Source organism: Rhodococcus sp. P3_B8 (genome assembly GCF_056402775.1).
The window spans coordinates 1-26,426 of sequence record NZ_JBFUGT010000079.1 but is presented as its reverse complement, the minus strand read 5'-3'; the positions used below and the strand labels follow the sequence as shown (position 1 = coordinate 26,426).

Annotated in this window: 29 protein-coding genes; 16 read left to right on the top strand and 13 right to left on the bottom strand. The window is 68.3% G+C overall.

Annotated features, from left to right (window positions below; genetic code table 11):
• Positions 1-1,106, bottom strand: a 1,106-nt coding sequence (locus AC1D1G_RS22890) for an MFS transporter (protein WP_477953793.1), incomplete at its 3' end; no start/stop codon positions are given.
• Between the two features lie 56 nt (positions 1,107-1,162).
• On the opposite strand from AC1D1G_RS22890, the gene AC1D1G_RS22885 reads away from it, so the two are divergent.
• Positions 1,163-1,936, top strand: coding sequence for a PIG-L family deacetylase (locus AC1D1G_RS22885; protein ID WP_283331005.1), 774 nt, complete (start codon positions 1,163-1,165; stop codon positions 1,934-1,936).
• Here AC1D1G_RS22885 and AC1D1G_RS22880 read toward each other — a convergent pair.
• Positions 1,873-2,517, bottom strand: coding sequence for a hypothetical protein (locus tag AC1D1G_RS22880; RefSeq protein ID WP_283331004.1), 645 nt, complete (start codon positions 2,515-2,517; stop codon positions 1,873-1,875). The two genes, AC1D1G_RS22885 and AC1D1G_RS22880, sit on opposite strands and share 64 nt — an antisense overlap.
• A 63-nt stretch (positions 2,518-2,580) precedes the next feature.
• Between AC1D1G_RS22880 and AC1D1G_RS22875 the strand changes: the two genes are divergently transcribed.
• Complete coding sequence (locus tag AC1D1G_RS22875) at positions 2,581-2,985, top strand: PaaI family thioesterase (RefSeq protein WP_005251933.1); 405 nt, start codon at positions 2,581-2,583, stop codon at positions 2,983-2,985.
• Positions 2,986-2,988: 3 nt separating this feature from the next.
• Positions 2,989-4,020, top strand: a complete 1,032-nt coding sequence (locus AC1D1G_RS22870; RefSeq protein WP_283331003.1) for a tocopherol cyclase family protein — start codon at positions 2,989-2,991, stop codon at positions 4,018-4,020.
• Here AC1D1G_RS22870 and AC1D1G_RS22865 read toward each other — a convergent pair.
• Positions 4,013-4,678, bottom strand: a complete 666-nt coding sequence (locus AC1D1G_RS22865; protein WP_280779869.1) for a cysteine hydrolase family protein — start codon at positions 4,676-4,678, stop codon at positions 4,013-4,015. The genes AC1D1G_RS22870 and AC1D1G_RS22865 overlap by 8 nt on opposite strands.
• A gap of 120 nt (positions 4,679-4,798) precedes the next feature.
• On the opposite strand from AC1D1G_RS22865, the gene AC1D1G_RS22860 reads away from it, so the two are divergent.
• A complete protein-coding gene (locus AC1D1G_RS22860) occupies positions 4,799-5,386 on the top strand; it encodes a DUF742 domain-containing protein (protein ID WP_283331002.1) in 588 nt (195 codons plus the stop codon).
• 91 nt (positions 5,387-5,477) lie between these two features.
• Here the strand turns inward: AC1D1G_RS22860 and AC1D1G_RS22855 are convergent, their stop codons facing one another.
• Both AC1D1G_RS22855 and AC1D1G_RS22850 read right to left on the bottom strand, forming a co-directional pair.
• A complete protein-coding gene (locus AC1D1G_RS22855) occupies positions 5,478-6,752 on the bottom strand; it encodes an ROK family transcriptional regulator (RefSeq protein ID WP_009474758.1) in 1,275 nt (424 codons plus the stop codon).
• Between the two features lie 632 nt (positions 6,753-7,384).
• Positions 7,385-7,537 (bottom strand): hypothetical protein, encoded by a 153-nt coding sequence (locus tag AC1D1G_RS22850; RefSeq protein WP_283331001.1) that lies wholly within the window; start codon positions 7,535-7,537, stop codon positions 7,385-7,387.
• Positions 7,538-7,989: 452 nt separating this feature from the next.
• On the opposite strand from AC1D1G_RS22850, the gene AC1D1G_RS22845 reads away from it, so the two are divergent.
• On the top strand, positions 7,990-8,937 hold the full coding sequence (locus AC1D1G_RS22845) for a TauD/TfdA dioxygenase family protein (RefSeq protein WP_477953791.1): 948 nt from the start codon (positions 7,990-7,992) through the stop codon (positions 8,935-8,937).
• Between the two features lie 9 nt (positions 8,938-8,946).
• Positions 8,947-9,693 carry an SDR family NAD(P)-dependent oxidoreductase gene (locus AC1D1G_RS22840; RefSeq protein WP_037237881.1) on the top strand — a complete coding sequence of 249 codons (747 nt, stop codon included), beginning with the start codon at positions 8,947-8,949 and terminating at the stop codon, positions 9,691-9,693.
• 290 nt (positions 9,694-9,983) lie between these two features.
• Here the strand turns inward: AC1D1G_RS22840 and AC1D1G_RS22835 are convergent, their stop codons facing one another.
• Entirely contained in the window at positions 9,984-11,168 is a 1,185-nt protein-coding gene (locus AC1D1G_RS22835; protein WP_283330999.1) for a L,D-transpeptidase, read from the bottom strand.
• Between the two features lie 32 nt (positions 11,169-11,200).
• Entirely contained in the window at positions 11,201-12,292 is a 1,092-nt protein-coding gene (locus AC1D1G_RS22830; RefSeq protein ID WP_280779863.1) for a UDP-N-acetylmuramate dehydrogenase, read from the bottom strand.
• A 25-nt stretch (positions 12,293-12,317) separates the two neighbouring features.
• On the opposite strand from AC1D1G_RS22830, the gene AC1D1G_RS22825 reads away from it, so the two are divergent.
• The 4 genes from AC1D1G_RS22825 to AC1D1G_RS22810 all read left to right on the top strand — a co-directional run bounded on the left by AC1D1G_RS22825 (position 12,318) and on the right by AC1D1G_RS22810 (position 16,068).
• Positions 12,318-12,815, top strand: coding sequence for a DUF2505 domain-containing protein (locus AC1D1G_RS22825; RefSeq protein ID WP_283330998.1), 498 nt, complete (start codon positions 12,318-12,320; stop codon positions 12,813-12,815).
• A gap of 51 nt (positions 12,816-12,866) precedes the next feature.
• Positions 12,867-13,367 (top strand): DUF2505 domain-containing protein, encoded by a 501-nt coding sequence (locus AC1D1G_RS22820; RefSeq protein WP_005560412.1) that lies wholly within the window; start codon positions 12,867-12,869, stop codon positions 13,365-13,367.
• A gap of 21 nt (positions 13,368-13,388) precedes the next feature.
• The gene (locus AC1D1G_RS22815) at positions 13,389-14,186 is read left to right on the top strand and encodes a hypothetical protein (protein WP_009474768.1); all 798 of its coding nucleotides are present in this window, start codon (positions 13,389-13,391) and stop codon (positions 14,184-14,186) included.
• Between the two features lie 337 nt (positions 14,187-14,523).
• Positions 14,524-16,068: a TROVE domain-containing protein gene (locus AC1D1G_RS22810; protein ID WP_283330997.1), complete on the top strand. Its 1,545-nt coding sequence runs from the start codon at positions 14,524-14,526 to the stop codon at positions 16,066-16,068.
• A gap of 18 nt (positions 16,069-16,086) precedes the next feature.
• On the opposite strand, the gene AC1D1G_RS22805 is transcribed toward AC1D1G_RS22810, so the two are convergent.
• Positions 16,087-16,704 (bottom strand): type IV toxin-antitoxin system AbiEi family antitoxin domain-containing protein, encoded by a 618-nt coding sequence (locus AC1D1G_RS22805; RefSeq protein WP_105416033.1) that lies wholly within the window; start codon positions 16,702-16,704, stop codon positions 16,087-16,089.
• A gap of 113 nt (positions 16,705-16,817) precedes the next feature.
• Here AC1D1G_RS22805 and AC1D1G_RS22800 point away from each other — a divergent pair, with 113 nt between their 5' ends.
• The gene (locus AC1D1G_RS22800) at positions 16,818-17,585 is read left to right on the top strand and encodes an LmeA family phospholipid-binding protein (protein WP_105416035.1); all 768 of its coding nucleotides are present in this window, start codon (positions 16,818-16,820) and stop codon (positions 17,583-17,585) included.
• Between the two features lie 12 nt (positions 17,586-17,597).
• Here the strand turns inward: AC1D1G_RS22800 and deoC are convergent, their stop codons facing one another.
• Entirely contained in the window at positions 17,598-18,263 is a 666-nt protein-coding gene (deoC, locus tag AC1D1G_RS22795) for a deoxyribose-phosphate aldolase (RefSeq protein ID WP_009474772.1), read from the bottom strand.
• Positions 18,264-18,320: 57 nt separating this feature from the next.
• Between deoC and AC1D1G_RS22790 the strand changes: the two genes are divergently transcribed.
• Positions 18,321-19,154 (top strand): class I SAM-dependent methyltransferase, encoded by an 834-nt coding sequence (locus AC1D1G_RS22790; protein WP_317570160.1) that lies wholly within the window; start codon positions 18,321-18,323, stop codon positions 19,152-19,154.
• A gap of 13 nt (positions 19,155-19,167) precedes the next feature.
• Positions 19,168-20,052, top strand: coding sequence for a formyltetrahydrofolate deformylase (gene purU, locus AC1D1G_RS22785; RefSeq protein WP_317570161.1), 885 nt, complete (start codon positions 19,168-19,170; stop codon positions 20,050-20,052).
• A gap of 13 nt (positions 20,053-20,065) precedes the next feature.
• On the opposite strand, the gene AC1D1G_RS22780 is transcribed toward purU, so the two are convergent.
• Positions 20,066-20,737: a GntR family transcriptional regulator gene (locus AC1D1G_RS22780; protein WP_477953790.1), complete on the bottom strand. Its 672-nt coding sequence runs from the start codon at positions 20,735-20,737 to the stop codon at positions 20,066-20,068.
• 193 nt (positions 20,738-20,930) lie between these two features.
• Here AC1D1G_RS22780 and AC1D1G_RS22775 point away from each other — a divergent pair, with 193 nt between their 5' ends.
• The 3 genes from AC1D1G_RS22775 to AC1D1G_RS22765 are packed head-to-tail and all read left to right on the top strand — an operon-like array spanning position 20,931 to position 23,834.
• Positions 20,931-21,683 carry an HpcH/HpaI aldolase family protein gene (locus tag AC1D1G_RS22775; protein WP_280779856.1) on the top strand — a complete coding sequence of 251 codons (753 nt, stop codon included), beginning with the start codon at positions 20,931-20,933 and terminating at the stop codon, positions 21,681-21,683.
• Positions 21,680-23,032 (top strand): MFS transporter, encoded by a 1,353-nt coding sequence (locus AC1D1G_RS22770; RefSeq protein ID WP_009474777.1) that lies wholly within the window; start codon positions 21,680-21,682, stop codon positions 23,030-23,032. The genes AC1D1G_RS22775 and AC1D1G_RS22770 overlap by 4 nt, the downstream gene beginning before the upstream one ends.
• Position 23,033: 1 nt before the next feature.
• A complete protein-coding gene (locus AC1D1G_RS22765) occupies positions 23,034-23,834 on the top strand; it encodes a carbon-nitrogen hydrolase family protein (protein WP_280779855.1) in 801 nt (266 codons plus the stop codon).
• 70 nt (positions 23,835-23,904) lie between these two features.
• On the opposite strand, the gene AC1D1G_RS22760 is transcribed toward AC1D1G_RS22765, so the two are convergent.
• The 3 genes from AC1D1G_RS22760 to AC1D1G_RS22750 all read right to left on the bottom strand — a co-directional run bounded on the left by AC1D1G_RS22760 (position 23,905) and on the right by AC1D1G_RS22750 (position 26,231).
• Positions 23,905-24,936: an alpha/beta fold hydrolase gene (locus tag AC1D1G_RS22760; RefSeq protein WP_280779854.1), complete on the bottom strand. Its 1,032-nt coding sequence runs from the start codon at positions 24,934-24,936 to the stop codon at positions 23,905-23,907.
• Positions 24,937-24,953: 17 nt separating this feature from the next.
• Positions 24,954-25,724, bottom strand: coding sequence for a MerR family transcriptional regulator (locus AC1D1G_RS22755; protein WP_283330993.1), 771 nt, complete (start codon positions 25,722-25,724; stop codon positions 24,954-24,956).
• 213 nt (positions 25,725-25,937) lie between these two features.
• Positions 25,938-26,231, bottom strand: a complete 294-nt coding sequence (locus AC1D1G_RS22750) for a DUF2516 family protein (protein WP_005251878.1) — start codon at positions 26,229-26,231, stop codon at positions 25,938-25,940.
• Positions 26,232-26,426 lie beyond the last annotated feature (195 nt).

The window sequence follows — 26,426 nt, the reverse complement described above, 5'->3', positions numbered from 1 at the left end:
GCGTAACCCGCGGTCGTGCCGAATTCGTCGATCATCCGGCCCGCGAGTGCCGACCCCATCGCGACGCCGACACCCAGTCCGGTGACGATCCAGGTGATGCCCTCGGTCAGCGCGGCCGCGGGCACGATCTGCTCGACGAGACCGGTCGTGACGATCATGATCGGCGCCACCGTCATCCCCGCCACCGCGTAGGCGACGGCGAGCGCCGGGATGCTGTCGGCCAGAAGCAGCGGAACCGTCAGGACCGCCACCGCGAGGACCGCGACCATCAGCTGTTTCCGGAGCGACGCCGACACCCGGATCGCGCCGAACACGATGCCCGCCACCGCGGAACCGGCCGCGAACAGGGCCAGCACCACGGTGGCGGAGGCGGGTGCGTCGTGGCTTCGGGTGAAGGCGATGGCACCGACGTCGATGACGCCGAAGATCGTGCCCATCGACACCATGACCGCCACGAGGATCCACACGGCGGGCGTCCGGACGACGGACGGGCGGCCGTCGTGCGTTGCGGCATGCACGGGCGGTTCGGTGCCGCGCTGCGCGACGAGCGCGAGGGTGCCGACCACCAGCAGGACGAGGCCCGCGAGCGGTCCCGCCTCGGGGAACACCGTGACGGACAATCCGACGGAGACCACCGGCCCCGCGATGAAGCACAGTTCGTCCACCACCGCCTCGAACGCGAACGCCGTCCGCAGCAGTGGCGTGCCGCGGTACAGCTCGGTCCAGCGGGCGCGCACCATCGCACCGATCGTGGGCATGCAGCCGGCGGGGACGGCCCACACGAACAGCACCCAGTCGGGCGTCCCGAACCGGACACACAGCAGCATCGCAGCGATGGACGTCGCGCTGATCCCCGACGCGACGGGAAGGACACGGGACTGCCCGTACCGGTCCACCGCCCGCGACACGACGGGGGTGATGAACGCGTACGTCAGTGCGAACACCGCGGCGAGGGCTCCGGCCAGTGCGTAGTCGCCGCGCAATTCGGACAGCATCGTGACGATGCCGATGCCGACCATGGCGATCGGTACGCGCGCAACGAATCCTGCGGCGGAGAACGCTGCGGAGCCGGGGGCTGCGAAGATCTGACGATAGGTACCGAGCACGCGTCGAGCCTCACAGATCGTGGCCGCGACTTCCAGCACGTGCAAGTATTGCGCTCATGAGTGTCCTGGTGTGTTTCCACGCCCATCCCGACGACGAAGTGTTCACGACGGGCGGCGTGATGCGTCAGGCCGCCGACGCCGGTCATCGCGTCGTGGTGGTCACCGCGACGGACGGGGCGCTCGGCGAGGCCCCCGACGGGATCCTGACCGACGGCGAATCACTCGCCGAGCGTCGGCGCCGCGAGCTGGAGGAGTCGACGTCGCTGCTCGGCGCCCAGCGCGTGGTGCTGCTGCACTACGCGGATTCCGGGATGGCGGGAACGCCGGAGAACGACAACCCCGCCGCGTTCTGCAACGTCGACGTCGAGGAGGCCGCTGCCCGGCTGGCCGCGATCCTCGTCGAGGAATCCGCCGACGTGATCACCATCTACGACCCCAACGGTGGCTACGGCCATCCCGATCATGTGCAGGTCCATCACGTGGGCATCCGGGCCGCCGAACTGGCGGGTGTGCCGCACGTCTACGAGGCGGCAGTGAGCCGCGACCACATCCGGCGACTCATGGCCGCCAATCCGGAGTGGTCCGAGAACGCCCAGCCACCGGACCTCGACACGTTCGGTCTGCCGGACTCCGAGATCACCACGGTCGTGGACGTCACCTCGGCCATGGACGCCAAGCGCGCCGCGATGCACGCGCACGCCACCCAGATCGGGGACTTCGGCCCGTTCCTGCAGATGCCCGAGGAGCAGTTGCGCGCGGCGTTCGGTCAGGAATGGTTCCGCCGTCGCGGGGCGCCCGCCGGGCTCGCGGAGTCTTCGCTGCCCCTCTGATCGACCGGCCCGGGTGTCCTCCTGCCGGAGAACCGCTTCCCCGCCAGGGTGAGGACGGCTGCGGCGAGGAGGCATCCGCCCGCCCCGATCCCGGTCACCGTGCCGGGTGCCACGGTGGTCGTCAGACCCACGACGAGCCCGGCAGCGGCGACCACGACGAGCAGCGCACCGAGGACGGTCAGCGACGACTCGCCGAGTACGCCGGCCAACGGCACGAAGTGGACGCCGACGGCGAAGCACACCCAGACCGGTATCCACGCCGACAGACCCGTGTTTCCGAGAACGGCGGCGCCCGCCCAGATCACCGCGAACTCGACCACCACCACGAGGGTGTACCGCCGCCGGACCGCCCGGTCCGCCAACGCGGAACTCTCGGCGGGACTACGCACGGCGAGTACCGCTCCCAGCACGGCGACGACGAGCGCCACCACGATGGCGGCGTCGAGGAGCACGGTGAGGGGGCGGCGAAGGTCGACGGCCATGGCCCAGCCGAACCAGCCTGCGGCGAAGAATCCGACCACCGCGGCGGCGCTCCCCCGCGCCCGGCCCGACCGGCGGGCGGCTTCCGACAGACTGGACATCCCGCCAATCTAGCCCCGCGAACCGCCTGCGCGGGTGTGGTTCCGCGCCTAGCATCCACGGGTATGGATCCCGCTGATCTCGTCGCGACCATGCCGTTCGCCGTGCACACCGGGGTTCGTCTCACCAAGGCCGCACCCGAGGAGGTTGTCGGGCACCTCGAGTGGGAACAGCACCGCACGACCGCGGGAAACGGCATGCACGGCGGGGCGCTGATGACGCTCGCCGACAGCGTCGGAGCCGTCTGCGCGTTTCTCAACCTTCCGGCGGGAGCGTCGACGTCGACCACGAGTTCGAGCACGGTGTTCACCCGCGGCGTCCGCAAGGGCACCGTCACCGCGACCGCGCGTCCGCTGCACGCCGGACGAACCACGGTCGCCGTCGTCACCGAACTGCGGGACGACGAGGACCGTCTCGTGGCGCAGGTGACGCAGTCGCAGGCGGTGCTTCACCCCCAGCCGGGAAGCTGACCGATGTCACGACTGCTGCGGGCATACCGCGCCACGGGAGCGGATCTGCCGTTCGGCAACCTCCTCGCCGCGCACGACGTCGCGATGGAAGGCTATTTCTGGCGGTTCACCCAGCCCGCGACGGGACAGGTCGTCATCGCGCTGGCGGGGATCAACCGGGCCGCGGACGGGCACTGGGCGACGCTCGGTCTCGCCGGTCATCCCACCCGGTTCCTGCGGACCGCCGCGCATCCGGAGGGCTACGCCAACCCTGCCGGACTCGGCGCGTTCGCCGGCGACGCGTTCCGCGGGTCCGTCGACCGCGTGCGGGTGGATCTCGGGCCGGACGCCCGCCTCGACGTCCGGGTCGGCGCCCAGGTTCCGTGGCCGCGGCGCAGGCTCGGCGGGTCGAGTGTGTTCCAGACCGTGCCCGCACTGAACCAGTACTGGCACCCGTGGCTGCTCGGCGGCCGGGCCGAGGGCACGGCCGTGCTGGGCGGCACCGAGATCGACCTCGACGGCGCCCAGGTCTACGGCGAAAAGAATTGGGGCAAGGGCGGTTTCCCCGACTCCTGGTGGTGGGGCCAGGCTCAGGGTTTCGCCGACCGGCAGGCATGTGTCGCGTTCGCGGGCGGCGAGATCACCGCGGGTGGGCTGCGCACCGAGGTCACGGCCGTCGTCGTCGCGCTGCCCGACGGCACGGTGTTCCGCCTCGGCAACCCGGTCACCTCCCCCGTCCGGGCGCACGTCACGGACGATCGGTGGTGGCTGCGGGGCCGCAATCGCACGTGGAGCGTCGAAATCGAGGGCGGTTCCCCGCTGGGCTCGGCGCACGTGCTGCCGGTTCCGCTTCCTGCCGAGCGTCGCAACATTCCCGGCGCCCTCGAGCACCTCGCCGGCTCGATGAGTGTGACGGTCCGCCGTCGCGGTGAGCTCGTCTGGGCCGACGAATCACCACTCGCCGCGTTGGAACACGGCGGTATCGGGCGGGCGCGGGCGGAGCTGCGCAGGCGGGGCGCGCCACCGGACGCGACATCCGCGCCGCCGCTCAGCTGATCACCTCGAGCTCGGGTGGCTGCAATGCCTCGACGATCTCGTCGGTCTCCGCGTGGAGAACCCCTATTCGCCCGGCCTCCTCCAGGTGACGCGCGTCGACGCCCGAGATCGCGTCGGCTGCGACGAGCACCTTGTAGTCGCGTTCGCTGGCGTCGACGATCGTGGCGCGCGGGCAGTTGGGGTAGTTGCATCCCGCGATCACCACGGTGTCGACCCGCCACTGGCGCAGGCGGTCGTCGAGTTCGGTGCGGTAGAACGAACTCCACCGGGGTTTGAACAGGATGTGCTCGGTGGGCGAGACGGTCTGGAGACCGCCGCCGAGGAGCGACTCGGGGTCGAGCGGCGGCACCCCCAGCTCCGGCGCCACCTGGGAGCCGGCGGTGCCCGGTCTGGCGATGTCGAGTCCGGCCGCGATCACGCGGCGCCGGCACAGGTCCACGTCGTCGCCCTCGTACAACCGGACGACGTGCACGATCGGGGCCGAGGCCTCCCGGTAGGCGTCCACGAGACGCGCGATCGCGGGCAGCACCGCCGAGGTGCCGGGAATCGGGGCGGTCCCGCCGTCCACGAAGTCCACCTGCGTGTCGACGACGAGCAGCGCGGACCGGCCGAGATCGGGAGCGAGGAACGGATCCGAGTTCTGCCGCCAGTGGGTCACGCAGCAAATCTAACGCTCACGCACACCCTGTAGCGGGAATCACAGGGACCGGTTCGTTCGCACGCAACGCGGGTTTGGGACCATGGAGCGGGTGGGGTAGTGCGAGAAGGGTCCCAACCGATGACTGTGAGCGATGAGAACTGGCCGTTGATCGGCGCGACAGGGGCGCGCTTCGGATCAGCCGGCCGGCGCCGCAGCGCCAGGAAAGAGCAGGACCCGAGCCCGACGCAGTCGGCCGAATGGGTGGAACCCGTCCCGGCCGAGGCCGCTCCCGAGCAGGTCGAACCCGTGCCCGAACCTGCCGATCGGACTCCCGAGGTGGCCGACAGTGCTGCTGTCGAGTCCACCGAGTGGGTGGCGCCCGAGGACACCGTCTCCATCGTCCGGCCGTTCATCCTCACGGGCGGGCGGACCGAGTCCGGGGTCGATCTGCCACTGGAGGCGGTCATCGTCGCCCGCGCGGACGGCGACACCGTGGTGGACGGGATGCTTGCGCCGGACGAACTGCGCCGCGTCTTCGCGCTGTGCGCCGAACCGCGGTCGGTGGCCGAGATCGCGTCGCTCGCGTCGATCCCACTCGGGGTCGCGCGCGTACTCGTCGGCGACCTCGCGGCGGCCGGGGCGGTCACCGTGAACGAGACCGCCGGGTCCACCGGCCCGGACCGGAATCTGATGGAACGCGTCCTCGACGGGCTGCGCAAACTCTGAGATCCACCGGGGAGTCGGCGCCCGGAGCGATGCACACGAATTCGTCAGCCGCACAGGCTATTGCCTGTGCGGCTGACGAAGTGCTGTGACGCTAGATCGACGTCCGGCGCATCGCTCCGACCGGATCGGAGTAGATGGTGCTCAGCGACACCACCGTCGAGGCATACTCCTGCACCCGGTTGCCGAAACCGGAGATTCGAATGTCCCTGCGTTCCAGCGACGATGCCTGCGCGAAGGCCTCGGCGACGTGCGGGATACCGGCCGGGTACTCGGTGAACGCCTGGCCCCCGAGGATCACCCGGTCCGGGTTGAACAGGTCCCGCAGCATGGCGACCGTCTTCCCGAGCACCTGAGCACGTTCCACCAGAAGTTCATGCGCGGGAACGGAACCCGACGACGCCGCCTTGTAGAGGGCACTCATCGTCGGCCGCTGGTTCGACTCCGCGAGGATGCCCGCGTCGAGGGCTGCGGAGATGACCGCGCGATCGCTGATCGTCGCCTCGAGGCACCCGCGTGAACCGCACGAGCACTGCGCCGACGAGCCCGTCGGCAAGTGCGCGATCGATCCGGGACCGCTCGACGGAGTGTGAACACGGCCGTCGATGGTGATCGCGATGCCCGCCGTCTCACGGGCGTAGAAGTACAGGCCCGTTTCGCCTTGCGCGACACCGTCTTCGCTGTCCGGGCTCAGCAGCAGTTCGGATGCGGCCATCGCCTCGACGTGCGCCGCGACGGAGACGGGCAACCCGAGTCCGGTCGCGATGATGGCGCCGACCTGGGCGGACTTCCATCCCAGTCGGGGATGGTCGACGACACCGGTCTGCGGATCGACCCGACCGCCGAGCGCGACACCCGCCCACAGCGGGCGACGCCGGTGCCAGCGGGAGGCGAAGGCCCGCGCGCTGCGTGCGATGCCGGCGAGTGCGTCGGCGGACGCTCCCTGCGGGGTGGGTACCTCGACCGCGCCGAGGACCTTCCCTCGCAGGTCACTGGCGATGATGCTGGTCACGACCGCGCCGATGTGGATGCCCACCGTCAGGTAGGGCTCGTGGTTGACCTCGAACGGAACCCGCGGACGACCGATGGCGCCGGACGGCGTGAGGTCGCCGCGTTCGCGCAGCAGCCCGAGGTCGAGGAGCGCCGACACCTGACGGTTGACGGTGGCGATGCTCAGGCCGGTCGCTTTCGCGGCGACGTCCCTGGACAGCGGCCCGCGAGACCGGGCCACCCGCAGTACACCGGCGGCCGGGCCGTCGCTGATCCGCAGCTCAGGGGGAACGATGTGGAGACGGGGACGGGACACGGGCCGCTGGAATCGAGATGCGGAGCCGGTCCGGGTGGGGCTGGAAAGAGTGGGGGTAGACACGTGGCAGTCCTTGCAAGCGGAGGCGGTGCGCACCTTCGTCCGAACGCTGCATCCGTCCCGGGTCGAGAGTGGGACGACCGAGGACGATCGATCAGGAGAAGACTGCGCGAATTAGCTGCAGATGCTGAGACAGCGACAACACAGTTCCCGCGCCAAGGGCAGCCGCGAGCCCAGCGCGGAAGTCACATAGGTGACCCGCGGAGCGGTCGACTGGCCTGAAGACATGACACGAAACTAGCAGCTTCGGTCGGTTTCACCAATCGGAGGGCGCGTCGGCGTGTGGATCCGCGCCGCGCCACTTCCGCAGTTCCCGCCGTTGCGAGGCGCCGCCTGCGGCGCACATCGGAGAGCATCGCCACTCTTGACTACAAGAGTGTTTCACCACACGATACGCCGAGATACCAACCGAACGTACGGTTACAGGGGTGAGATGTACCGACGTGATCGCCTCCGCGACGACGCGGATCAGACGGCAGAGATCGCCATCCTGACCGAACAGTCGTTCGCGCCCTCGAAGAGATCGACATGACCTCCACCCAGATCTCCGTGACACCCCGGGCGACCGTCCGGCCGCCGAAGGTGGCCGGCGCCAGTCTCATCGGGACCGCCATCGAGTGGTACGACTACTTCATTTACGGCATGGCCGCGGCAATCGTGTTCGGCCCGTTGTTCTTTCCGTCCTTCTCCTCCATCGCGGGCACGCTGGCGGCGTTCGCGACGTTCTCCGTCAGCTTCATCGCACGGCCGATCGGCGGCGTGGTAATGGTGCTGATGGGGCTCGTCATCCGGTTCACCATCACCGAGAGCCCCGACTTCGAGAAGGTCAAGAGCACCCACCGCGATCAACGACTGCCGATCGTCACCGTACTGCGGGAGAACCTGCGCGAAGTGCTGCTGGCGGCGGGCGCGTTCATCGGCATCAACACGGTCGGATACATCTTCATGGCGTACCTGCTGTCCTATTCGACGAAGGTCCTGGGCATGAGCAAGACACTGGTGCTCGTCTTCACCCTGGTCGCCTCGTTCGTGTGGTTGATCGTCATCACCGTCGCGTTGATGCTGTCGGACCGGTCTACCTCACCGCGGTCACACTGCTCAGCCTGCTCTGCGTCGTCGCGATCACACGGAAGGTCCGCGGCCCGTTGCGATCAGGGTGACGCAAATCCTTCCGGCGACACACCGCCCGATGGTTCGGTTACGGGACTCCACACCGTCTCCGGTATCCGAAAGGCTCACCATGTCCATCGATTTCGCGCCCGAGCACGTGACAGACGCCGAGGGTTCCCCGAACGCGGCGAGCGTCGTCAAGCTCGGTGCACACATCGGCGCCCGGATCGACGGCGTCCGGCTCGGCGGCAACCTCGACCCCGCCACCGTGTCGCTCATCCGTCAGACCCTGCTCGAGCACAAGGTGATCTTCTTCCGTGGCCAGGAACATCTGACCGACGACTCGCAGTACGAGTTCGCGGAGCTTCTCGGCTCCCCCACCACCGCGCATCCGACCGTCACGTCGCGTGGCACCAAGGTGCTGCCCATCGACTCCGACTACGGCAAGGCCAACAGCTGGCACACCGACGTCACGTTCGTCGATCGCATCCCGAAGGCGTCGATCCTGCGCGCCGTGCAACTCCCCACCTACGGCGGATCCACCACCTGGGCGTCGGGTGTCGCCGCCTACAACGCGCTGCCCGAGCCGCTGAAGGTCCTCGCCGACAACCTGTGGGCGACGCACACCAACGTCTACGACTACGCGGCGACCAGCGCGGAACGCGCGCAGGACGACAACGCGAAGGAGTACCGCGCCGAGTTCCAGTCCACCTACTTCGAGACGGAGCACCCGGTGGTGCGGGTGCACCCCGAGACCGGCGAGCGCACACTGCTGCTCGGTCACTTCGTCAAGAGCCTGGTCGGCCTGAGCAGCACCCAGTCGCAGGCACTCTTCCGAGTTCTGCAGGATCACGCGATCTCGCTCGAGTTCACGACCCGGTGGAACTGGCAGTCGGGCGACGTGGCGATCTGGGACAACCGTGCCACTCAGCACTACGCCGTCGCCGACTACGACGATCAGTACCGGCGACTCAACCGCATCACCCTGGCCGGCGACGTCCCCGTCGACATCCGGGGCGAGCGCAGCCGCAGCGTCGCCGGCGACGCGAGTGGCTACTCCGTCATCGACGAGCCCTAACATGTCGGCATGACCTTTTCACCTGACACCCGCATCGCCGTCGTCACCGGGGCGAGCTCCGGAATCGGAGAAGCCACCGCCCGCACCCTGGCCGCGCAGGGATTTCATGTGGTCATCGGGGCCCGGCGACTGGATCGTCTGGAGAAGATCGCCGAAGACATCGGCGGTACCGCGCTCGAACTCGACGTCACGGACCAGGATTCCGTGGACGCGTTCAGCGCGGTACTGCCGAGGGTCGACGTGCTCGTGAACAATGCGGGCGGCGCCAAGGGACTGGCCACCGTCGCCGAGGCCGATCTCGACGACTGGCGGTGGATGTGGGAGACCAATGTCCTGGGCACCCTTCGGATCACCAAGGCGCTGCTGCCGAAGTTGATCGAGTCGGGTGACGGTCTGGTCGTCACCATCACGTCGCTGGCCGCGCTCGAGGCGTACGACAACGGTTCCGGATACACGACCGCCAAGCACGCGGAGGGCGTCCTGCACCGCACGCTGCGCGGAGAACTGCTCGGCAAGCCGGTCCGTCTCACCGAAATCGCGCCGGGCGCAGTAGAAACCGAGTTCTCGCTGGTGCGTTTCGAAGGCGACCAGGAGCGTGCCGACAAGGTCTACGAGGGCATCACCCCGCTCGTCGCCGCGGATGTCGCGGACGTCGTCGGGTTCGTCGCCTCGAGGCCCTCCCACGTGAACATCGACCAGATCGTCGTCAAGCCACGAGATCAGGCTTCGTCCGGGCGTTTTCACCGCACGACGTAGACGCGTTCGCGGCTGACCGCCGGTCCTGGTGCTCGAGCACCAGGACCACGGTCCACAGTCCCGCCACGATCGTCACGACCCCCAGCAACATCCATCCCATCCCACAGCCCCCTGCCGATCAACGACTTTCGACCGAAACAGACTGTCGGGGTCGTCCGTCGACCCCTCGACAGCGGACGACTCCCCACAGTTGTGTGAACCGAGAACACGGCGCCGTCGACGCGTCCTCATTCAGGTAGACGCAGCGGCCCCGGTTTCGGTTCCACCGGGTGTGAAGAAAGTTCGCTCGCCTATGCGAGGGCCGACATGGACTGCCATTCGGACCAGCTGAGGGCCCAGTCGTAGATGTCGCCGTCAGCGGCCGACAGGTCGATGGACGTTCCGGTCACCTCGACGGGATCGCCGTACATCGCGGTGCCGAAGTACTGCTGGGCGTCCGCGAGGGACAGGTTGATGCAGCCGTTGGTGACGTTCGACGAACCCTGGACGCCGGTGGTCTCGGGGTTCGCGTGGATGAACTCGCCGTTGTTGGAGATGCGGACCGCCCAGCGCTCGCGCACGTTCTCGTAGAACGGCGGGTTGGACATGAGGAAGTCCTCGTGCTTCTCGGTCACCATGTGGATGCCACTGCGGGTGACGTTGCGGGCCTCGTTGCCTTCGCCGTAGCTGACGGGGATGTCCATGATGGTCTCGCCGCCGCGCACCACCTGCATGCGGTGGCTGGGCGCGTTCGCGATCACGATCTGGCTGCGCCCGACGGTGAAGTTCAGCGACAGATCCTCCGCGCCGTACGCGCCGCCGCCGAAGTCCAGTCCGTACAGCCGGGCGTCGAGGCTCACGGTGGTGCCGGGCGCCCAGTAGTTCTGCGGACGCCAGTGCGCGCGCGACCCGTTGTCGTCGGGCAGCCACGCCCACGAGCCCGGTGTCGGCGGGTTGGTCGTGACGGTCATCGCCTTCTCGACCGCCGCCTTGTCCTCGACGGACTCGTGGAACTGGACGATGATCGGGGCGGCGATCCCGACTTCCTGACCGTCGCCGATGTTGAGTGTGGCGCCGATGGTCTCGTCGGGGTCGACCGTGGTGAAGCTGCCGTCGACGGCAACGGACTTGCCGTCCGTGCCGAGCGCCGTGCCCTTCCACGTGTACGTGGCGCCGTAACCCAGTGCCTCCCCGACGGTGAACGTGGTCCGGTCGGGTGACAGCACACCCTGCACGGCACGCCCCTCGGCGTTGACGAGGGAGATGTCGGTGAACGTGCCCTGCGACGCGGTCGCGGAGATCGGCGCCACCGGATTGACGTCCTCGGTGCCCGACGCCGGATTCTGGGTGACCTCGACCGCCGGTTCGGGCGGCGCGGTGGCGGTTCCCGACTCGGAGCCGACCGTGCATCCGGTCAGCACAACGAGAAACGCGATCAGCGCCGTCGCGATCAACGCGACGCGCGACCGACTTGTCCGAGAACCCAGTTCATGCACAGCTAACAGGTTACCTGCGCTACGGACCTGTCTCAGATCGCGCAGCCCACCGTCACGGGTTCGGGTTCGAGCCGGACACCGAACGCCGCCTGGACGCCGTCCCGGACGTCGCGAGCCAATGCCAGCAGGTCCTCGCTCTTCGCGGCACCTCGATTGGTCAACGCGAGAGTGTGCTTGGTCGACAGCCGCGCGACGGCGTTCTCGCCGGGATAACCCTTCGAGAAGCCGGCCCGCTCGATCAGCCACCCCGCAGACAACTTGGTTCCGCCGTCGGCCGGGTATTGAGGAACAAGCACGTCGCCGAGGCGGGTCTCGATCGCGGCGAGGACACCCGCCAACTCGCCGTCCGCAACGACGGGGTTGGTGAAGAAGGAGCCCGCGCTCCAGGTGTCGTAATCCTCGGGATCGAGCACCATGCCCTTGCCCCGCCGCAGGTCCAGCACGGCGTCGCGGACCTGCGCCGACGGCAACCGGTCGCCCTCGGCACTGTTCAGCGCCGACACCAGTTCGCGGTAGCGCAGCGGCTCGCCGAGCCCGTCGGGATGCACGGTCAGTTCCACGGCCAGCACCAGGGCGGCATCGGAGTGCTTGAGGACGCTCGTGCGGTAACCGAGACCGAGGGCCTCGGGTTCGACCCAGCGCGCCTCACCGGTGCGTCGATCGAGGAGGTGGACCCGCCGCAGCATCGACCCCACCTCGACGCCGTACGCGCCCACGTTCTGCACCGGGGTGGCCCCGGTCGACCCGGGAATCCCCGACAGGCATTCCAGCCCGCCCAGCTCGGCGGCGACGGTCTGCGCGACCACCTGATCCCACTCGGCGCCCGCCTCGGCAGTGACGAATCCCTCCTCCAGACCGACGGTGGTGTTGCACACACGCACCACCACACCGTCGAATCCGCCGTCCCCGACCACCAGATTGGAACCGCCGGCAAGGATCAGCGTCGGGATGTGCGCGGCGTCGAGAAGGCGCACCACGTCGACGAGGACCTGCGTGGTCGGGCACTCCGCCACGATCCGCGCCGGCCCGCCCACGCGCAGCGTGGTCATCCCCGACAGTTCGAGGTTCTCGGACACGAATGCGCCCGAATCGACGAGTTGACTGACAATGCTCACGTCCCACACAACCGCAAACGGTAGCCTGCGGATCGTGAGTCGCCGCATCGAGCATTCGTCGTCCTATGCGTTTCCCGTCGCCCAGCTCCATGCGGGCCTGATCACCGAGCAGTACTGGCGCGACCGTCTCGACCGGGTCGGAGGACCGGGGGCAACCCTGGACGAGGTCACGACCGGCCCGGGCACCATCTCGGTGGCCATGTCGCAGTCGATCCCCGCCGAGCACCTGCCCAGCATCGTCTCGAAGGTCCGGTCGGGCGATCTCGTGATCAAGCGCACGGAGACATGGGGCACGCTCGACGGTGATCACGCCGAGGGCACGTTCACGGCCGAGGTCCAGGGTGCGCCCGCGACGATCTCGGGGACCCAGACCCTGACGGCTTCAGGTTCCGGGTCGAACGTGCAGGTCGAAGGCAAGGCCGACGTGAGGATCCCGCTGATCGGCGGCAAGATCGAGAGCGCGATCGCGGACGAGGTCCTGCGCCTGATCGAGAAGGAGCAGGGCTTCACGCAGCAGTGGCTCGGGGCCTGACCTGGGGCGGGTGTCCCTTGTGTTCCGTCACAGCCGGTAACCTTGGCGATCATGGCTCGCCGCATCGACTACTCAGCCCGTTACAAGCACACCCCGAAAGAGGTGTACAACGCGTTCACCAACCGTGACTACTGGGATGCGCGCATCGAGGAGATGCGGAAGTACTCCGAGAACCACATCGAGCACTTCGACGTGAACGACGACGGGATCGACATCGTCCTGCACCACATCCTGCCGCGGTCGGAACTCCCCGAGATCGCGCAGACCGTGATGAAGAAGGACATGGTCATCACACGCAAGGAGTCGTACACGCCCTTCGGTGAGCCGACCACGGGCACGTACGAGGCGTCGATCCCAGCGGGCCCGGGCAGCCTCACGGGCACCATGAAGCTGTTCGCCACCGAGACGGGCTGCACGTTCCGCACCTCGTCCGAGGCCAAGGTGTATCTGCCGTTCATCGGCGGGAAGCTCGAGCAGCTGATGCTCGTCAACCTGATCGACCTCTTCCGCGCCGAGGCCGAGATCACCGAAACGTGGTTGTCGCAGCACTAGCAACCACCGCACGGATTTCCCATGACTTCAGCGACGCTGAAGCGGCCTCACGGTGTCATCACCCGGGGTACGACAGGCATCAATCGGCTGCGACGCAGCGACCGCTGGCTCGTCCACGACGCGCTGGTGCGCCGGACGCTGCACGCATCCGCCGACCCGCTCGTCGTCGACCTCGGGTACGGCGCCCGGCCGCACACCACGTTCGAGCTCGCCGACCGGTTGACCGCCGTGCGCGGCGACCGCCGGGTGGTCGGGCTCGAGATCGATCCCGAGCGTGTGGTCGAGAGCAGGAACGGAGTGAGTTTCGCCCGCGGCGGGTTCGAGCTCTCCGGACTGCGCCCCGTCCTGGTCCGCGCGTTCAACGTGCTGCGTCAGTATCCCGAGGATGCGGTCGGGCCGGCCTGGGCGCGGATGCAGTCCGGGCTCGCACCGGGCGGGCTGATCGTCGACGGCACGTGTGACGAGCTGGGCCGCCGCTGTGCGTGGGTGCTGCTCGACGCCACCCGCCCGCTGTCGCTGACGCTGGCATGGGATCCGTTCGCCGTGGAGAAGCCGTCGGACATCGCCGAACGGCTACCCAAGGCGCTGATCCATCGCAACGTCCCGGGTGAGCCGGTCCACGCCCTCCTCGCGGCAGCGGATCGTGCGTGGGCCACCGCGGCGCCGCACGGCTCGTTCGGACCGCGGGTGCGGTGGCGGGCCGCCCTCGAACTGCTGCGCGCGCAGGGACTTCCCGTGCAACCCCAGCGCCGCCGGCTCCGCGACAACATCCTCACCGTTCCGTGGCACCTGGTCGCGCCCGGTTCCGGCACGAATTAATTCACGCGACATCCCCCACAGCGCCCCGTAGAGTCACTTCACGAAACATGTTGTGCCGGTGCGCAGGCGAGGGCTACTTCGACTGTGGATCGCGTGGTCGCCGGTTCGAATCCGGTCAGGGACGCAGGTCCCTGTAGCTCAGTGGTAGAGCGCGTCCGTGCCTCCGCCGACTCCGAACTCGGCACGACATGCGTGCGCGCCACCCGGTGCGCAGACGACGGATACTTCTCAGGTGAAGTGCGCAAGCACGCGGTTCGACTCCGCACCCCGTCGTCGCCTCGATCTCGGGTGGCGCGCACCCCACGAGCACCGACACCTCCCGGAAGGAGGAACACCCATGAGCAAGTTCAACCTGAAGACGCTGCGCCGCACCAAGGTACAGAGCCCTGTCACGTCGGAAATGCAACCGGCCGGCCGCACGTTCGAGGGCGGCAGCGGCTACGCCCGCGACGCGAAGAGCGAGCTGTTCCTCCTCGCCGTCACCAACATGGTGGGTGAGCACACGTTCTACGAGTCGGCTCCGGACCGCGACGGCCGGTTCGTCCAGCTCGTCCACGAGGTCACGCTGTCGGACCCGGAGTGGACCGCCCGCCTGATCGGGTGGCTGCGCCGCGACGCGCATCTGCGTTCGGCGTCGGTGGTGGCCGCGGCCGAGTTCGTCCGGGCCCGGCTGGGCGCCGGTCTGCACGGCGGCAACCGCGCCGTGATCTCCTCGGCGCTGGAGCGGGCCGACGAGCCGGGTGAGATCCTCGCCTACTGGATTGCGCGCCACGGTCGTTCGATCCCGAAGCCGGTCAAGCGCGGTGTCGCCGATGCCGCTGTCCGCCTGTACTCGGAACGCTCACTGCTGAAGTGGGATTCCGATTCCAGGGACGTCCGCTTCGGCGACGTCCTCGAGCTCACCCATGCGTCGCCGTCGGCGACGTGGCAGGGCGAGCTGTTCCGGCACGCGATCGACCGGCGGCAGGGACGCGAGAACACGATCCCCACCGGCCTGCGGATGCTCACGGAACGGGCGGCGCTGGCGGCGCTCCCGCCGGAGGATCGGCGTGCCGTCCTCCGGACCCCGGAGCGGCTGTCGGCGGCCGGCATGACGTGGGAGTCGCTCGCCGGCTGGCTGCAGGGACCGATGGATGCGGCAGCATGGCAGGCGGTGATCCCGTCCATGGGGTACATGGCTCTTCTGCGCAACCTGAGGAACTTCGACGAGGCCGGGATCCCCGACCACGTCGCGGAACAGGTAGCGGCCCGGATCGCCGATCCGGGGGAGGTGAAGTCGCGGCAGCTTCCGATGCGGTTCCTCGCGGCCTACCGGAACGCGCCGAGCCTGCGGTGGGGACACGCACTCGAACGGGCACTCGGGGCGTCGCTGTCCGCGGTCCCGTCGCTACCCGGCCGCACCCTGGTGCTCGTCGACCGGTCCGGATCGATGTTCTACAGCCGCGTCTCGGCGCGGTCGGAACTGACGCGGGCGGACGCGGCCGCGGTGTTCGGCACCGTACTGGCGGCGCGCGCGGAGCGGGCCAACCTGGTCGAGTTCGGCTCGGACAGCCGGTTCGTGCCGTTCAAGCACCAGCCGGTGCTGCGGGTCGTCGACAGTTTCGGCGACCTGGGCGGCACGGACACGGCGTCGGCGGTGCGGAAGCATTACCGCGACCACGACCGCGTCGTCATCGTCACCGACGAGCAGGCGGCGTGGGGCGATCCGACCCGGCACGTCCCGGCCGACGTCCCCGTGTACACGTGGAACGTGGCGGGCTACCGCCACGGACACGGTCCGACGGGGTCCGCGAACCGCCACACGTTCGGCGGACTATCGGACGCCGGATTCTCGATGATCCCGCTCCTGGAGGGCACCCGGGACGGCGAGTGGCCGTTCTGATCCCGGATCGGTGATCCGTCAGGTGCAGGTGGCCAGTGCGTGTTCGACGCGCTGCGCCACCTGCGCCGGCAGGGATCCGCACTCCCCGTGCAGTGCGCGCGCATTCAGTCGCCCGATCGCGACGCCGTCGGCGACCACTTCGTCGAGCAGTTCCTGCGAGATGCCGCTCGCGGCGAGGTCGAGTGCCGTGCACAGCGGCGTGGTGATGCGCAGGGGTCCCACCTGCTCGCAGTCCTCCGGGCGGAGCGAACGCCGGTGCAGCGCCAGTTGCTGCGTCGGCGACGGCGGTGACAGCACCGTCGAGAGGTGGATGAACCGCGGGTACAGGTGCCCGAGGCCGTGAAGTTCGGCGGCACTCTGGTGGGAGACCGCGGCGGCGGCACCGAACCAGGTGCACCACTTCGCGAACTCCTCGAGATCGGAGTGCGGACAATCCTTCAAGCGGAACAGATCTCGCTCGACCTTGACCCACGAGCCGTCGGCGACGCGCTCATCGATCTCGTCGGCGGCGAAACCGAGGCGCAGCACCTGCGCAGTGGTGAAGAAACCCGCCTGAGCCGTCGCGACGCGTGTCAGCTCTTCACCGACACCTTCGCGCTCCGGGTCACCGGGACGTGGAGCCAACCATCCGGACATTCCCCTAGATTACTGGGCGTTTGTGGCACGCATCACAATTTCTGCGGATCTCGGCGACCCGCCGCGGGCGCATTCACAGAATTTGTTCAGAGTTGTCGGGAAGAATCCGTGTAATGGCAGCCCGAACGAACTCCGCACCCCGAAGTAACCGTGTGCTCGTCATCTCTCTTGTCGTCATCGCCGCGCTCGTGGCGGTCCTCGTCGGCGGCGAACTCTTCGTGCGCAACAGAGTGAAGACCTGCATGGCAGACCAGTTCGAGAGCCAACTCGGCTCGCAGGTCGACGTGGGCCTGAGCTGGAAGCCGGTCCTGCTCCAGTCGGTCGACAAGAACGTCCCGTACATCACGATCGACAGCGACGACACCAAGTTCGGCCCCGCCCAGGGGATGCAGGTGCACGCTCAGGTCAACGACATCCGGATCGAGAACACCGCGGACAGCAGCGGCACCATCGGCAGTTCCGACGCGGACATCACCTGGTCCACCGCGGGAATCCTCGCGACGCTGCAGCAGCAGGCGTTCGGCTCGCTCATCAGCGGTGTCACCGCCGATTCGAGCGCGGGCACCCTGCGGTTCTCCGTCGGTCCGGCCGGGCTCGCGGACCTGACCGTCAAACCGGAGGTCGTGAACGGGACCGTGAAAGTGGAGACGGTGGGTGCGGCGATCCTCGGTTTCGGCCTCCCCACCGATCTGGTGGACGGGGTCGTCCAGATTCTGACCTCGAGCCTGCAGACCTACCCGCTGGGCATGCAGCCGACGTCGTTGAAGGTCACCGACGACGCCATCGAGATCACCCTCGAGGGTGGCGCCTACACGATGCCTGCCGCCGGCACCCAGCAACAGCAGCAGGAACAGCAGAGCAGCTGCGGCCTCCTGGTCTGATCGACCGTCGGGTCAGTCGGGCAACCCGTCCAGGACGGCACGGGTTCCCGACAGTCCCAGCCGCGTCGCACCGGCCGCAATCATGTCGAGCGCGGCCTGTGCGGTGCGGATCCCGCCGCTCGCCTTCACGCCGATCCGCCCGCCGACGGTCTGCGCCATCAGCCGCACCGCCTCCACGGTCGCTCCCCCGGCCGGATGGAATCCGGTGGACGTCTTCACGAAGTTCGCCCCGGCCCGCTCGGCGGCCCGGCACGCTTCCACGATCGCCTCGTCGCTGAGCGCGGCGGTCTCGAGGATCACCTTCAGGACCGTGTGGTCGCCGACCGCCTCGCGGACCGTGAGGACGTCGGCCAGCACCGCGTTGAAGTCGCCGGCCACGGCGGCCCCGATGTCGATCACCATGTCGATCTCCTGCGCGCCCTGGTCCACGGCGAGCCGGGCCTCGGCCCCCTTGACCAGCGAGTGGTGCTTGCCCGAGGGGAACCCGACGACCGCCGCGGTCACCAGACCCGGCGCCTTGACCGGCAGCATCGACGGCGACACGCAGACAGCGAGCACACCGAGCGAGCGCGCCTCGGCGATCAGCGCCGTCACGTCGTCGGTGGTGGCCTCGGGCTTGAGGAGCGTGTGGTCGACGAGGTCGGCCACCTGGGAGCGGGTCAGTGCAACGTCGGACATACCTGTGAGCTTCGCACAATGCCTTCCAGGGCTTGCGGCACGGCCTAGCATCGCCGTATGAGCGATCCGGGATCGATCTTCGACGAGGCGCGGCTGGAGTTCGACCGGCTGACGACGGCCGTGTGGACGCCGGCCGGGCAGTCACTCGCCTTCCAGCTCGGACTGCGTCCCGGCGACGCCGTCCTCGACGTGTGCTGCGGCGCAGGCTCTTCGGCGCTCCCCGCGGCCACCGCCGTGGGTCCGTCGGGCCTCGTCCACGGCGTCGACCTGGCCGACGAACTGCTCGAGCAGGGGCGGCTGAAGGCGTCGGAGCGTGGATTGCAGAACATCGAGTTCGTCTGCGCGGACGCCACCACCTGGGAGTCGCCGAGCACCGTCCCGGAGGCGGGCTACGACGCGCTGGCCTGCTCCTACGGCGTGTTCTTCCTGCCCCACATGGATGCCGCGTTCACCCGGCTCGCCGGCCTCGTCCGGCCGGGCGGCAAGGTCGGGATCACGGTGTGGCGGCGGGGCGCGTTGCGCGACTTCGCGAGCGCGTTCCAGGACGCCGTGGCCCGGCACCGGGAACCCGAGCCAGAAGCGGCCGGGTCGCCGTTCGATCCACTCGAACGCATCGACACCCCGGACGCGCTCCACCAGTGGCTGGGCGAGCTGGGCGCGCACTCGACCGAGGTCCGGGAGCTGTCCAACATCATTCCCGCCACCCCCGAGTTCGCCTGGGACCTCGTCCTGGGTGGGAACTTCCGTCGCGCGCTCGCCCCGTTCGACGCCGGGACGGTCGAGCAGATTCGTCTCGATCTCCTGCAGCTGCTCACCGAACGCGCGATTCACGACATCGACGCCGGCACCCTCGTCGGCACCGCCGTGGTGAACGGCCGGAGCGCGACCTGAAAGACTGTTGCCTATGAGCGCTGCTTCGACCGAGGACCACCGGTACGTTCTTTCTCTCGGCTGCCCCGACCGCACCGGCATCGTCGCCCGGATCTCGACGTTCCTCGCCGAGGTCGGCGGCTGGATCGTCGAGGCGGCGTACCACGCCGACGCCGACACCGGCTGGTTCTTCACCCGGCAGGCAGTGCGTGCCTCCTCGGTAGACATGTCGATCGAGGAACTCCGGGAGCGCTTCGCGGCCGTCGCCGCCGAACTCGGCCCCGAGACCGAGTGGACCGTGTCCGACACCGGTCAGCGCAAGCGGGTGGTGCTGCTGGTGAGCAAGGAGGCGCACTGCCTCCACGACCTGCTCGGCCGCGCGGCCGGAGGCGAGTTGCCCGCCGACATCTGCGCGGTGATCGGCAACCACCGCGATCTCGAGACCGTCACCAGGCAGCACGGCATCGACTTCCATCACGTCCCGTTCCCGAAGGATCCCGCCGAACGCGGGCCCGCGTTCGAGCAGGTGCGTGAACTGGTCGACGCCCACGACCCAAATGCCGTCGTGCTGGCGCGTTTCATGCAGGTGCTGCCCTCGGCACTGTGCGAGCACTGGGCCGGCCGGGCCATCAACATCCACCACAGCTTCCTGCCGTCCTTCGTCGGGGCCCGCCCCTACCACCAGGCATTCGCCCGTGGTGTGAAGCTGATCGGCGCAACCTGCCACTACGTGACGGCCGAACTCGACGCGGGCCCCATCATCGAGCAGGACGTGATCCGCGTCGACCACGCAGACGAGGTCGCGGACATGGTCCGGCAGGGTCGCGACATCGAAAAGCTCGTGCTGTCCCGTGGCCTGCGCTGGCATCTCGAGGACCGCGTCCTCGTCCACGGCCGTAAGACGGTGGTGTTCAGCTAGTTTCGTCGTCCCGCTACTGGGACGGCAGCAACGCCAGCACTTCCGGGACGGGCCGCAGGTGGGCGGTGAGGATCTCCAGCGCCTGGTCGGCGTCGACGGCGTCGAGTGCGGCGACGAGCGCCCGATGCTGCGCGTTGATGGTGTCGAGCCGCTGGGGTCCGACGTTCAACGCGCGGACGGCGACGCGTTGCTGCCGCGACCGCAGCGAATCGTAGAGTTCGGTGAGCACCGAGTTCTGCGCTGCGCTGACCATGGTCAGGTGGAATTCGCGGTCGAGGCCTGACACCGCGAACCAGTCCTGTTCGCGGCCCGCGGCTTCCATCGGCTCGATCAGATCGACCATGTGCGCGGGTGCGCCGACTCCCCGCGCACACAGGGTGGACACCGCATGGCCTTCGATCAGCAGCCGGGTCTGGTAGACCTCTTCGAGTTCGCGACCGGTGACCGTGCGCACCTGCGCACCCTTGCGCGGAAGCAGCGTGATGAACCGTTCGGCGGCGAGCCGGTGAAACGCCTCTCGCACCGGGGTGCGTRAGACTCCCATCGTCCCGGAGACCCAGAGCTCGTCGAGGAATCGGCCGCCTTCGATGGACCCGCGGATGATCTCGTCCCGCAGCCAGACATAGACCCGATCTCGTGCCGGTCCGGATTCACCGGTGGGCCCGGCGAGCGTCGATGCCGACATCTCGATCCCTTCGTCGAACGGTCCATCGGATTGACGGACTCGTAACAAATTGATCATACAAGCTATGGACACACCAAGTATCCTCTGTGTATACATGACATATACAGAGCGATGTGGGGGCGGTCACAGCGCAGTGACCGCCGAGAGCCACCCGCTTCCGGCAAGCGACCCCCCGAAAAAGGAGACCACCAGCATGTACAGCACCCCCGCCGATCGGCGTTACGCGATCTGGCTGTCCGACCCGAGCTTCGCCGCAGCGGAGATCGCGCGCGGCATCGGCTACGGCGCCGTGGTCCTCGACATCGAGCACGGATCCTTCGACCTCGCGGATCTCGAACGGTTCATCCCGTTCCTGCGCAGCCTCGGCATGGAGGTCCTGGCGAAGGTGCTCGGACCCGAACGCGGCCCCATCCAGCAGGCGCTGGACTTCGGCGCGACGGCTGTCGTCATCCCCCACATCGAGAATGCGGCTCACGCAAAGGAAGTCACGGCATTCGCGAAGTTCCCGCCACTCGGCGACCGGAGTTTCGCGGGCGGCCGCACCACCAACTACGGCGGTTTCACCGACGAGTGGGTCACGGAGCAGGACACGTTCACCCGGTGCTACCCGATGATCGAGGACGCCGGAGCGATCGAGAACATCGCCGAGATCCTGGCACTCGACACCGTCGACGGCGTGTTCGTCGGACCGTCCGACCTCTCCCTCCGCCGCGAACGCGGGGCATACTCACGCGAAGAGGGTGACTTCACCGACCTCGCCGCGGTGGCCACGGCCGCCGCCGAGGCGGGCAAGCCCTGGGTGCTCCCGGCATGGAGCGTCGAAGAGAAGGAGTTCGCGGTGCATTACGGGGCCGACCAGATGGCGCTGATCATGCAGCACGGCGCACTCGCCGCAGGATTTGCGGCACCGTTCGAGCAGATCAAGCAGATCAGGGAGTCACGATGACGACCCAGACGTCGGGACCGGTATCCCCCGACAGCGCGGAAGCGGCGGCCCACCCCAAGGTGGGCCGTGCCCGGTGGACCATCGCCGGCGTTCTCGGCGTCGGCATGTTCGTCAACTACATCGACCGCGTCAACCTCTCGATCGCCGCCCCGGAGATCATGCGCGACTTCGAGATCAGTGCGTCGCAGATGGGCATGGTGTCCTCCGCATTCCTCTGGACGTACGCCATGCTCCAGATGCCGATCGGATCGTTCATCGACAAGATCGGCGTCCGGTGGGTCAACCGGGCGGCGGCGTTCCTGTGGGCGGTCGCCTCGTTCGCGTCCGCCGCCGCAGGTGGTCTCGGCATGCTGCTCGTCGCCCGTCTGGTCCTCGGCGTCGGCGAGGCGCCGACGGTGCCCGCAGGCTGGAAGGCCATCGGTCAGTGGTTCCCCCGGCAGGAGCGTGGAACCGCCACGGCCATCTTCGACGGGTGCGCGAAGATTTCCAACGTCATCGGCATCCCGATCATGGCCTTCCTCGTCACCACGTTCAGCTGGCACGCGGCGTTCATCTTCACCGGCATCCTGTCCGTCGGTTACCTGGCCGTGTGGTGGCTGCTCTATCTCACCCCGAAACAGGCTCTCGCCAAGGGCCGCCTCAGCCAAGCGGAATTCGACTTCATCCGGGCCGGCGGCGCGGAGGACGAAGACGCCGAGACGGCCGGGTCGCTCAACGGACTGGGTTACCTGCTGCGCCGGCGCAAGACGTGGGGCCTGGCGCTCGGCTACGCGTCGTACACCTACGCCTACTACGTCCTGCTCACCTGGCTGCCGGCCTATCTGGAGAAGCAGTTCGGGGTGAATCTGCTCAAGGGCGGCATCTACACGATGATTCCGTGGCTGGTCGCCGTCATCGCGCAGTTCCTCATCGCGGGCATCCTGATGGACCGATGGCTGGCGCGGACCGGCGACGTCACCAAGGTGCGCCGAACCGTGCTGGTGGTCAGCCTGCTCGCGTCCCTCGCGGTGACGGGCGCAGCGTACGCGGGATCGATCGCCGTCGCGCTGATCTTCCTGTCGATCGGCGCAGCCGGACTGGCTGTGTCCGTTCCCGCCGGATCCAGCATCGTCGCCCTGATCGCCCCGCAGGGGTACACAGGATCGCTCGGCGGAATAGTCAACTTCGTCGCCAATCTCCTCGGGATCGCGGCGCCCATCGTGACCGGCATGGTGGTCGACTCCACGGGCTCGTTCGCGGGGGCCTTCCTCGCGACCGGAGCGGTCTTGATCGGCGGAATCTTCTGTTACACCGTGGTGCTCGGCAAGATCGAACGGATGCCGGCACCCGTCACTTCGGAAAGGCACTGACATGGTCGACATCGCAATCGCTCAATTCGCACCGGGTTCGGACAAGCAGGACAATCTCGGCCGAATCGCGAAGTTCGCCGAGGAGGCGGCGGCGGGCGGCGCCCGGGTACTTGCAGCACCCGAATACGCGATGTTCACGGTCCCGACGATGGACGAGCGGTTCGTGGACTCCGCCGAATCCCTCGACGGCGAGTTCGTCACCGGGCTCGGCGAGATCGCCGCCCGCCACCGGTTGATCCTCGTCGCGGGAATCAACGAAGCGATCCCGGGCGAGCGCCGCATCTTCAACACCCTCGTCGCGGTTGCCCCCGACGGCAGTATCGCCGCCGCGTATCGGAAGCTGCACCTGTACGACGCATTCGGTTACAAGGAGTCGGACTTCGTGCAGGCCGGCTCGATCGGCGAACCCGAGACGTTCACCGTCGACGGCGTCACCTTCGGCATGCAGACGTGTTACGACCTGCGGTTCCCGGAGGTGACCCGGCGCATCGTCGACTCGGGCGCGGACGTCCTGGTCCTGCCCGCCGAGTGGGTGCCCGGCCCGCTCAAGGAAGACCACTGGACCACGCTCGTCCGCGCCCGGGCCATCGAGAACACCATCTACGTCGCCGCGGCCGACCAGAGCGCCCCGGCCGGTTCGGGTGCGTCGATGATCGTGGATCCCATGGGGGTGGTGATCGCGTCCCTCGGTGAACGGGTCGGGACCGCGATCGGCACCGTCTCCCCCGAGCGCATCGCAGAGGTCCGCGCCAAGAACCCGGCGCTGTCGCTGCGCCGTTTCGGTGTGGTCGCCAACCAGTAGATTCCGACGTATTTGTCAGGCTCACACGCTATTGCGTGTGAGCCTGACAAATACGCGGGCAACTGTCGGATCAGAGATTGCGCAGCCGGACGATCTCCTTGTCGAACTCGTCGATGCTCTCGACGGAGCTCATGTGGCCGACGCCGGGCAGGACGATGAGCCGCTCGAGGTGACCGGCCTCGTCCAGGACGCGAGCGAGCTTGCGGGCGTGGACGGGTGGGGTCAGTCGGTCCATGGAGCCGACGAGCACCGTGGTCGGGACGTCGAGGTTGTCGAGAGCCTCGTGGATGTCGAGGCCGCTGAGCGCGGCGCCCCAGCCGCCGCGGATGCGCGGCTTGCAGTCCCGGACGATGTTCTCGCAGAACTGGACTTCGGCGCGGGAGGCGTTCGGCGACATCGACACGTACTGGAGTGCGCGCGTCATCACCGGCGACGACACCAACGGAACCGGGGTGCTCAGGACGGCGCGGCCGACCGGAACCGGCACGCGCGGAAAACGATTCGGCAGCGGGATGACGGTGGTCTCGGCGATGAGCCGATCACAGGCGGTGCTGGCGAGCAGAACTGCCGACGCGTACTTCTTCACCTCGTCGGGGTGACGGCCTGCCCACGCCATGATGCTCATGCCACCCATGCTGTGACCGACGAGCACGGCCTTCTTGTCGTCACGCACCGTCGCCTTCAGCACCTCCGACAGGTCGTCGGCGAGGACGTCCGGGCCGAGCGGGAGCGAGCCGACGGTGCTGCGGCCGTGCCCACGCTGGTCGTAGGTGATGACCCGGTACTCGTCCGCCAGCGCGTTCACCTGCGGGTACCAGTATTCGGTGGAACAGGTCCAGCCATGGCTCAGCACAATGGGATCGCCGTCCACCGGACCGTAGGCGCGGACGTACAGCGTCGCTCCGTCGTCGGTGAGGATCTCCGTCACGTCCGGGCGCAGGTTCGGGGTGCGCAGCAGCTCGTTCGGCGCCACTTCGGTCGACAACGTCAACCCGCGGGTGGCGCGCTTGTGGCGGATCGCCGCTGCCGCGGCGACGACGGCGCCCACTCCGGCTGCGCCGGCGAGTGCCCGGAAGGCGATGGTGCGCGAACTGCTGGTCATTCCTGCCCCTGTCCTGTCTAACTTGCTCTGTTGGTGTCTGTGCTCGTCGCCGGGCCCGGTGTCTCACCGAGTTGCCGGGCCGCCCGTTCGAGTGCCTTGGAGATCTGTTCCTCCATCGCCTCTTCGAACAGCGACTGGACGGCATCGCGCGTGAGGGGACGCATCTGGTCGACGAGCCGCGCGATCTCCGAGACTTTCGCCTCGTCGAGTTCGAGCGGCTCGCCCTCGGCTGCGAGGTAGCGGTCCGCGACGACGGCGACGAACCGCGCGGCGACGTCCGAGAGGTCTCGTCGCACCGCCGCGGTCTGTTCGAGGACGTCCTCGAGCGGGATGCCGGCGTCGACGAGAACCTGCGCAGCCTCGACCAGTCGTGGATCGTTCACCGAGTAGTCGCTTCCGGAGGGAACGAGCACTCCGAGTTCGGTGCCCTTGGCGATGTTGGCCTCGGTGGTCTGCGCACCGAACATGCGTTTCAGCTCGGCGATCGTGAGGCGGGCCGCTCGCCTGCGCTTCTTCCACCGGCTGCCCGGATCGTCGGTCTCCAGAACGTCCTTGACCTGGAGGCCGTAGTGCGCAGCCGTGAGGAGTTCGCTGATGGTGGCGAACGTGTAGCCGCGATCGAGCATGCGCCCGATCAGGTGCAGACGGGCGAGGTGCGATTCGTTGTACCACCCGGTGCGCCCCTGCTTCCGTGGCGGCGGGAGCAGTCCGCGGTCCTGGTAGACGCGCACGTTGCGCACGCTCACCCGCGCCTCGCGCGCGAGGTCGTCGATCCGGTATTCCTTCATCGGACGATGTGCGCCCGTCGGAGCAGCAGCCGCGACGGGCCGCCGACGAGTCCCGCGGCCGGGTGGGCATCGCTCACTGAGTCACGCAGATGGACGACGGACATGTCAGCTCCTCGGTAGCCGTGTCACCACAATAGCATTGTCACAATGCCCATTGTCATCGTTTGGGTGCACGAGAGCCACGCCTTCACGTGCTCATGGGGTGGGGAGCGGCTACCAGCGAGGCCCGCGCTGCACGTCGTCGACGCGCGGGCGCACGTCCACGAGATAGACGCACACCGCGACGACCGCGACGATGCCGAACAACTGCACGGCCGGGAACAGCAGGAGGACGAGGAACGCGACGGCGAGAATGCTCAGCCAGATCGGTTTGCTCAACTTGTCCACGGCGGTGAACGCGTCTTTGCGCTGGCGAGCCGCGTGGAACAGCGCGTACGCAGCACCACCCAGGGCGACGATGCGAATCACCAACAAGATCACCGAGACGACGCCGTCAACTTGAATCACAGCCCCATCCTACGAGGTCGACACGCAAACGGCCCCCGCACCGAACGTGCGGGGGYCGAAAAGCGTGAAGGATCAAGCCTTCTTGACCGGAGCAGCCTTCTTGGCCGGAGCGGCGGCCTTCTTGGCCGGAGCCGGGGCCGGAGTTGCCGCAGCCTTGGCCGGAGCAGCCTTCTTGGCGGGAGCGGCGTGCTTGGC

Bases quoted from the DNA above. Each gene is read 5' to 3' on its own strand.
- AC1D1G_RS22885 (WP_283331005.1), top strand. From the start codon at position 1,163: ATGAGTGTCCTGGTGTGTTTCCACGCCCATCCCGACGACGAAGTGTTC.
- AC1D1G_RS22880 (WP_283331004.1), bottom strand. From the start codon at position 2,517: ATGTCCAGTCTGTCGGAAGCCGCCCGCCGGTCGGGCCGGGCGCGGGGG.
- AC1D1G_RS22875 (WP_005251933.1), top strand. From the start codon at position 2,581: ATGGATCCCGCTGATCTCGTCGCGACCATGCCGTTCGCCGTGCACACC.
- AC1D1G_RS22870 (WP_283331003.1), top strand. From the start codon at position 2,989: ATGTCACGACTGCTGCGGGCATACCGCGCCACGGGAGCGGATCTGCCG.
- AC1D1G_RS22860 (WP_283331002.1), top strand. From the start codon at position 4,799: ATGACTGTGAGCGATGAGAACTGGCCGTTGATCGGCGCGACAGGGGCG.
- AC1D1G_RS22850 (WP_283331001.1), bottom strand. From the start codon at position 7,537: ATGACGAGCCCCATCAGCACCATTACCACGCCGCCGATCGGCCGTGCG.
- AC1D1G_RS22845 (WP_477953791.1), top strand. From the start codon at position 7,990: ATGTCCATCGATTTCGCGCCCGAGCACGTGACAGACGCCGAGGGTTCC.
- AC1D1G_RS22840 (WP_037237881.1), top strand. From the start codon at position 8,947: ATGACCTTTTCACCTGACACCCGCATCGCCGTCGTCACCGGGGCGAGC.
- AC1D1G_RS22820 (WP_005560412.1), top strand. From the start codon at position 12,867: ATGGCTCGCCGCATCGACTACTCAGCCCGTTACAAGCACACCCCGAAA.
- AC1D1G_RS22815 (WP_009474768.1), top strand. From the start codon at position 13,389: ATGACTTCAGCGACGCTGAAGCGGCCTCACGGTGTCATCACCCGGGGT.
- AC1D1G_RS22810 (WP_283330997.1), top strand. From the start codon at position 14,524: ATGAGCAAGTTCAACCTGAAGACGCTGCGCCGCACCAAGGTACAGAGC.
- AC1D1G_RS22805 (WP_105416033.1), bottom strand. From the start codon at position 16,704: ATGTCCGGATGGTTGGCTCCACGTCCCGGTGACCCGGAGCGCGAAGGT.
- AC1D1G_RS22800 (WP_105416035.1), top strand. From the start codon at position 16,818: ATGGCAGCCCGAACGAACTCCGCACCCCGAAGTAACCGTGTGCTCGTC.
- deoC (WP_009474772.1), bottom strand. From the start codon at position 18,263: ATGTCCGACGTTGCACTGACCCGCTCCCAGGTGGCCGACCTCGTCGAC.
- AC1D1G_RS22790 (WP_317570160.1), top strand. From the start codon at position 18,321: ATGAGCGATCCGGGATCGATCTTCGACGAGGCGCGGCTGGAGTTCGAC.
- purU (WP_317570161.1), top strand. From the start codon at position 19,168: ATGAGCGCTGCTTCGACCGAGGACCACCGGTACGTTCTTTCTCTCGGC.
- AC1D1G_RS22775 (WP_280779856.1), top strand. From the start codon at position 20,931: ATGTACAGCACCCCCGCCGATCGGCGTTACGCGATCTGGCTGTCCGAC.
- AC1D1G_RS22770 (WP_009474777.1), top strand. From the start codon at position 21,680: ATGACGACCCAGACGTCGGGACCGGTATCCCCCGACAGCGCGGAAGCG.
- AC1D1G_RS22765 (WP_280779855.1), top strand. From the start codon at position 23,034: ATGGTCGACATCGCAATCGCTCAATTCGCACCGGGTTCGGACAAGCAG.
- AC1D1G_RS22760 (WP_280779854.1), bottom strand. From the start codon at position 24,936: ATGACCAGCAGTTCGCGCACCATCGCCTTCCGGGCACTCGCCGGCGCA.
- AC1D1G_RS22755 (WP_283330993.1), bottom strand. From the start codon at position 25,724: ATGAAGGAATACCGGATCGACGACCTCGCGCGCGAGGCGCGGGTGAGC.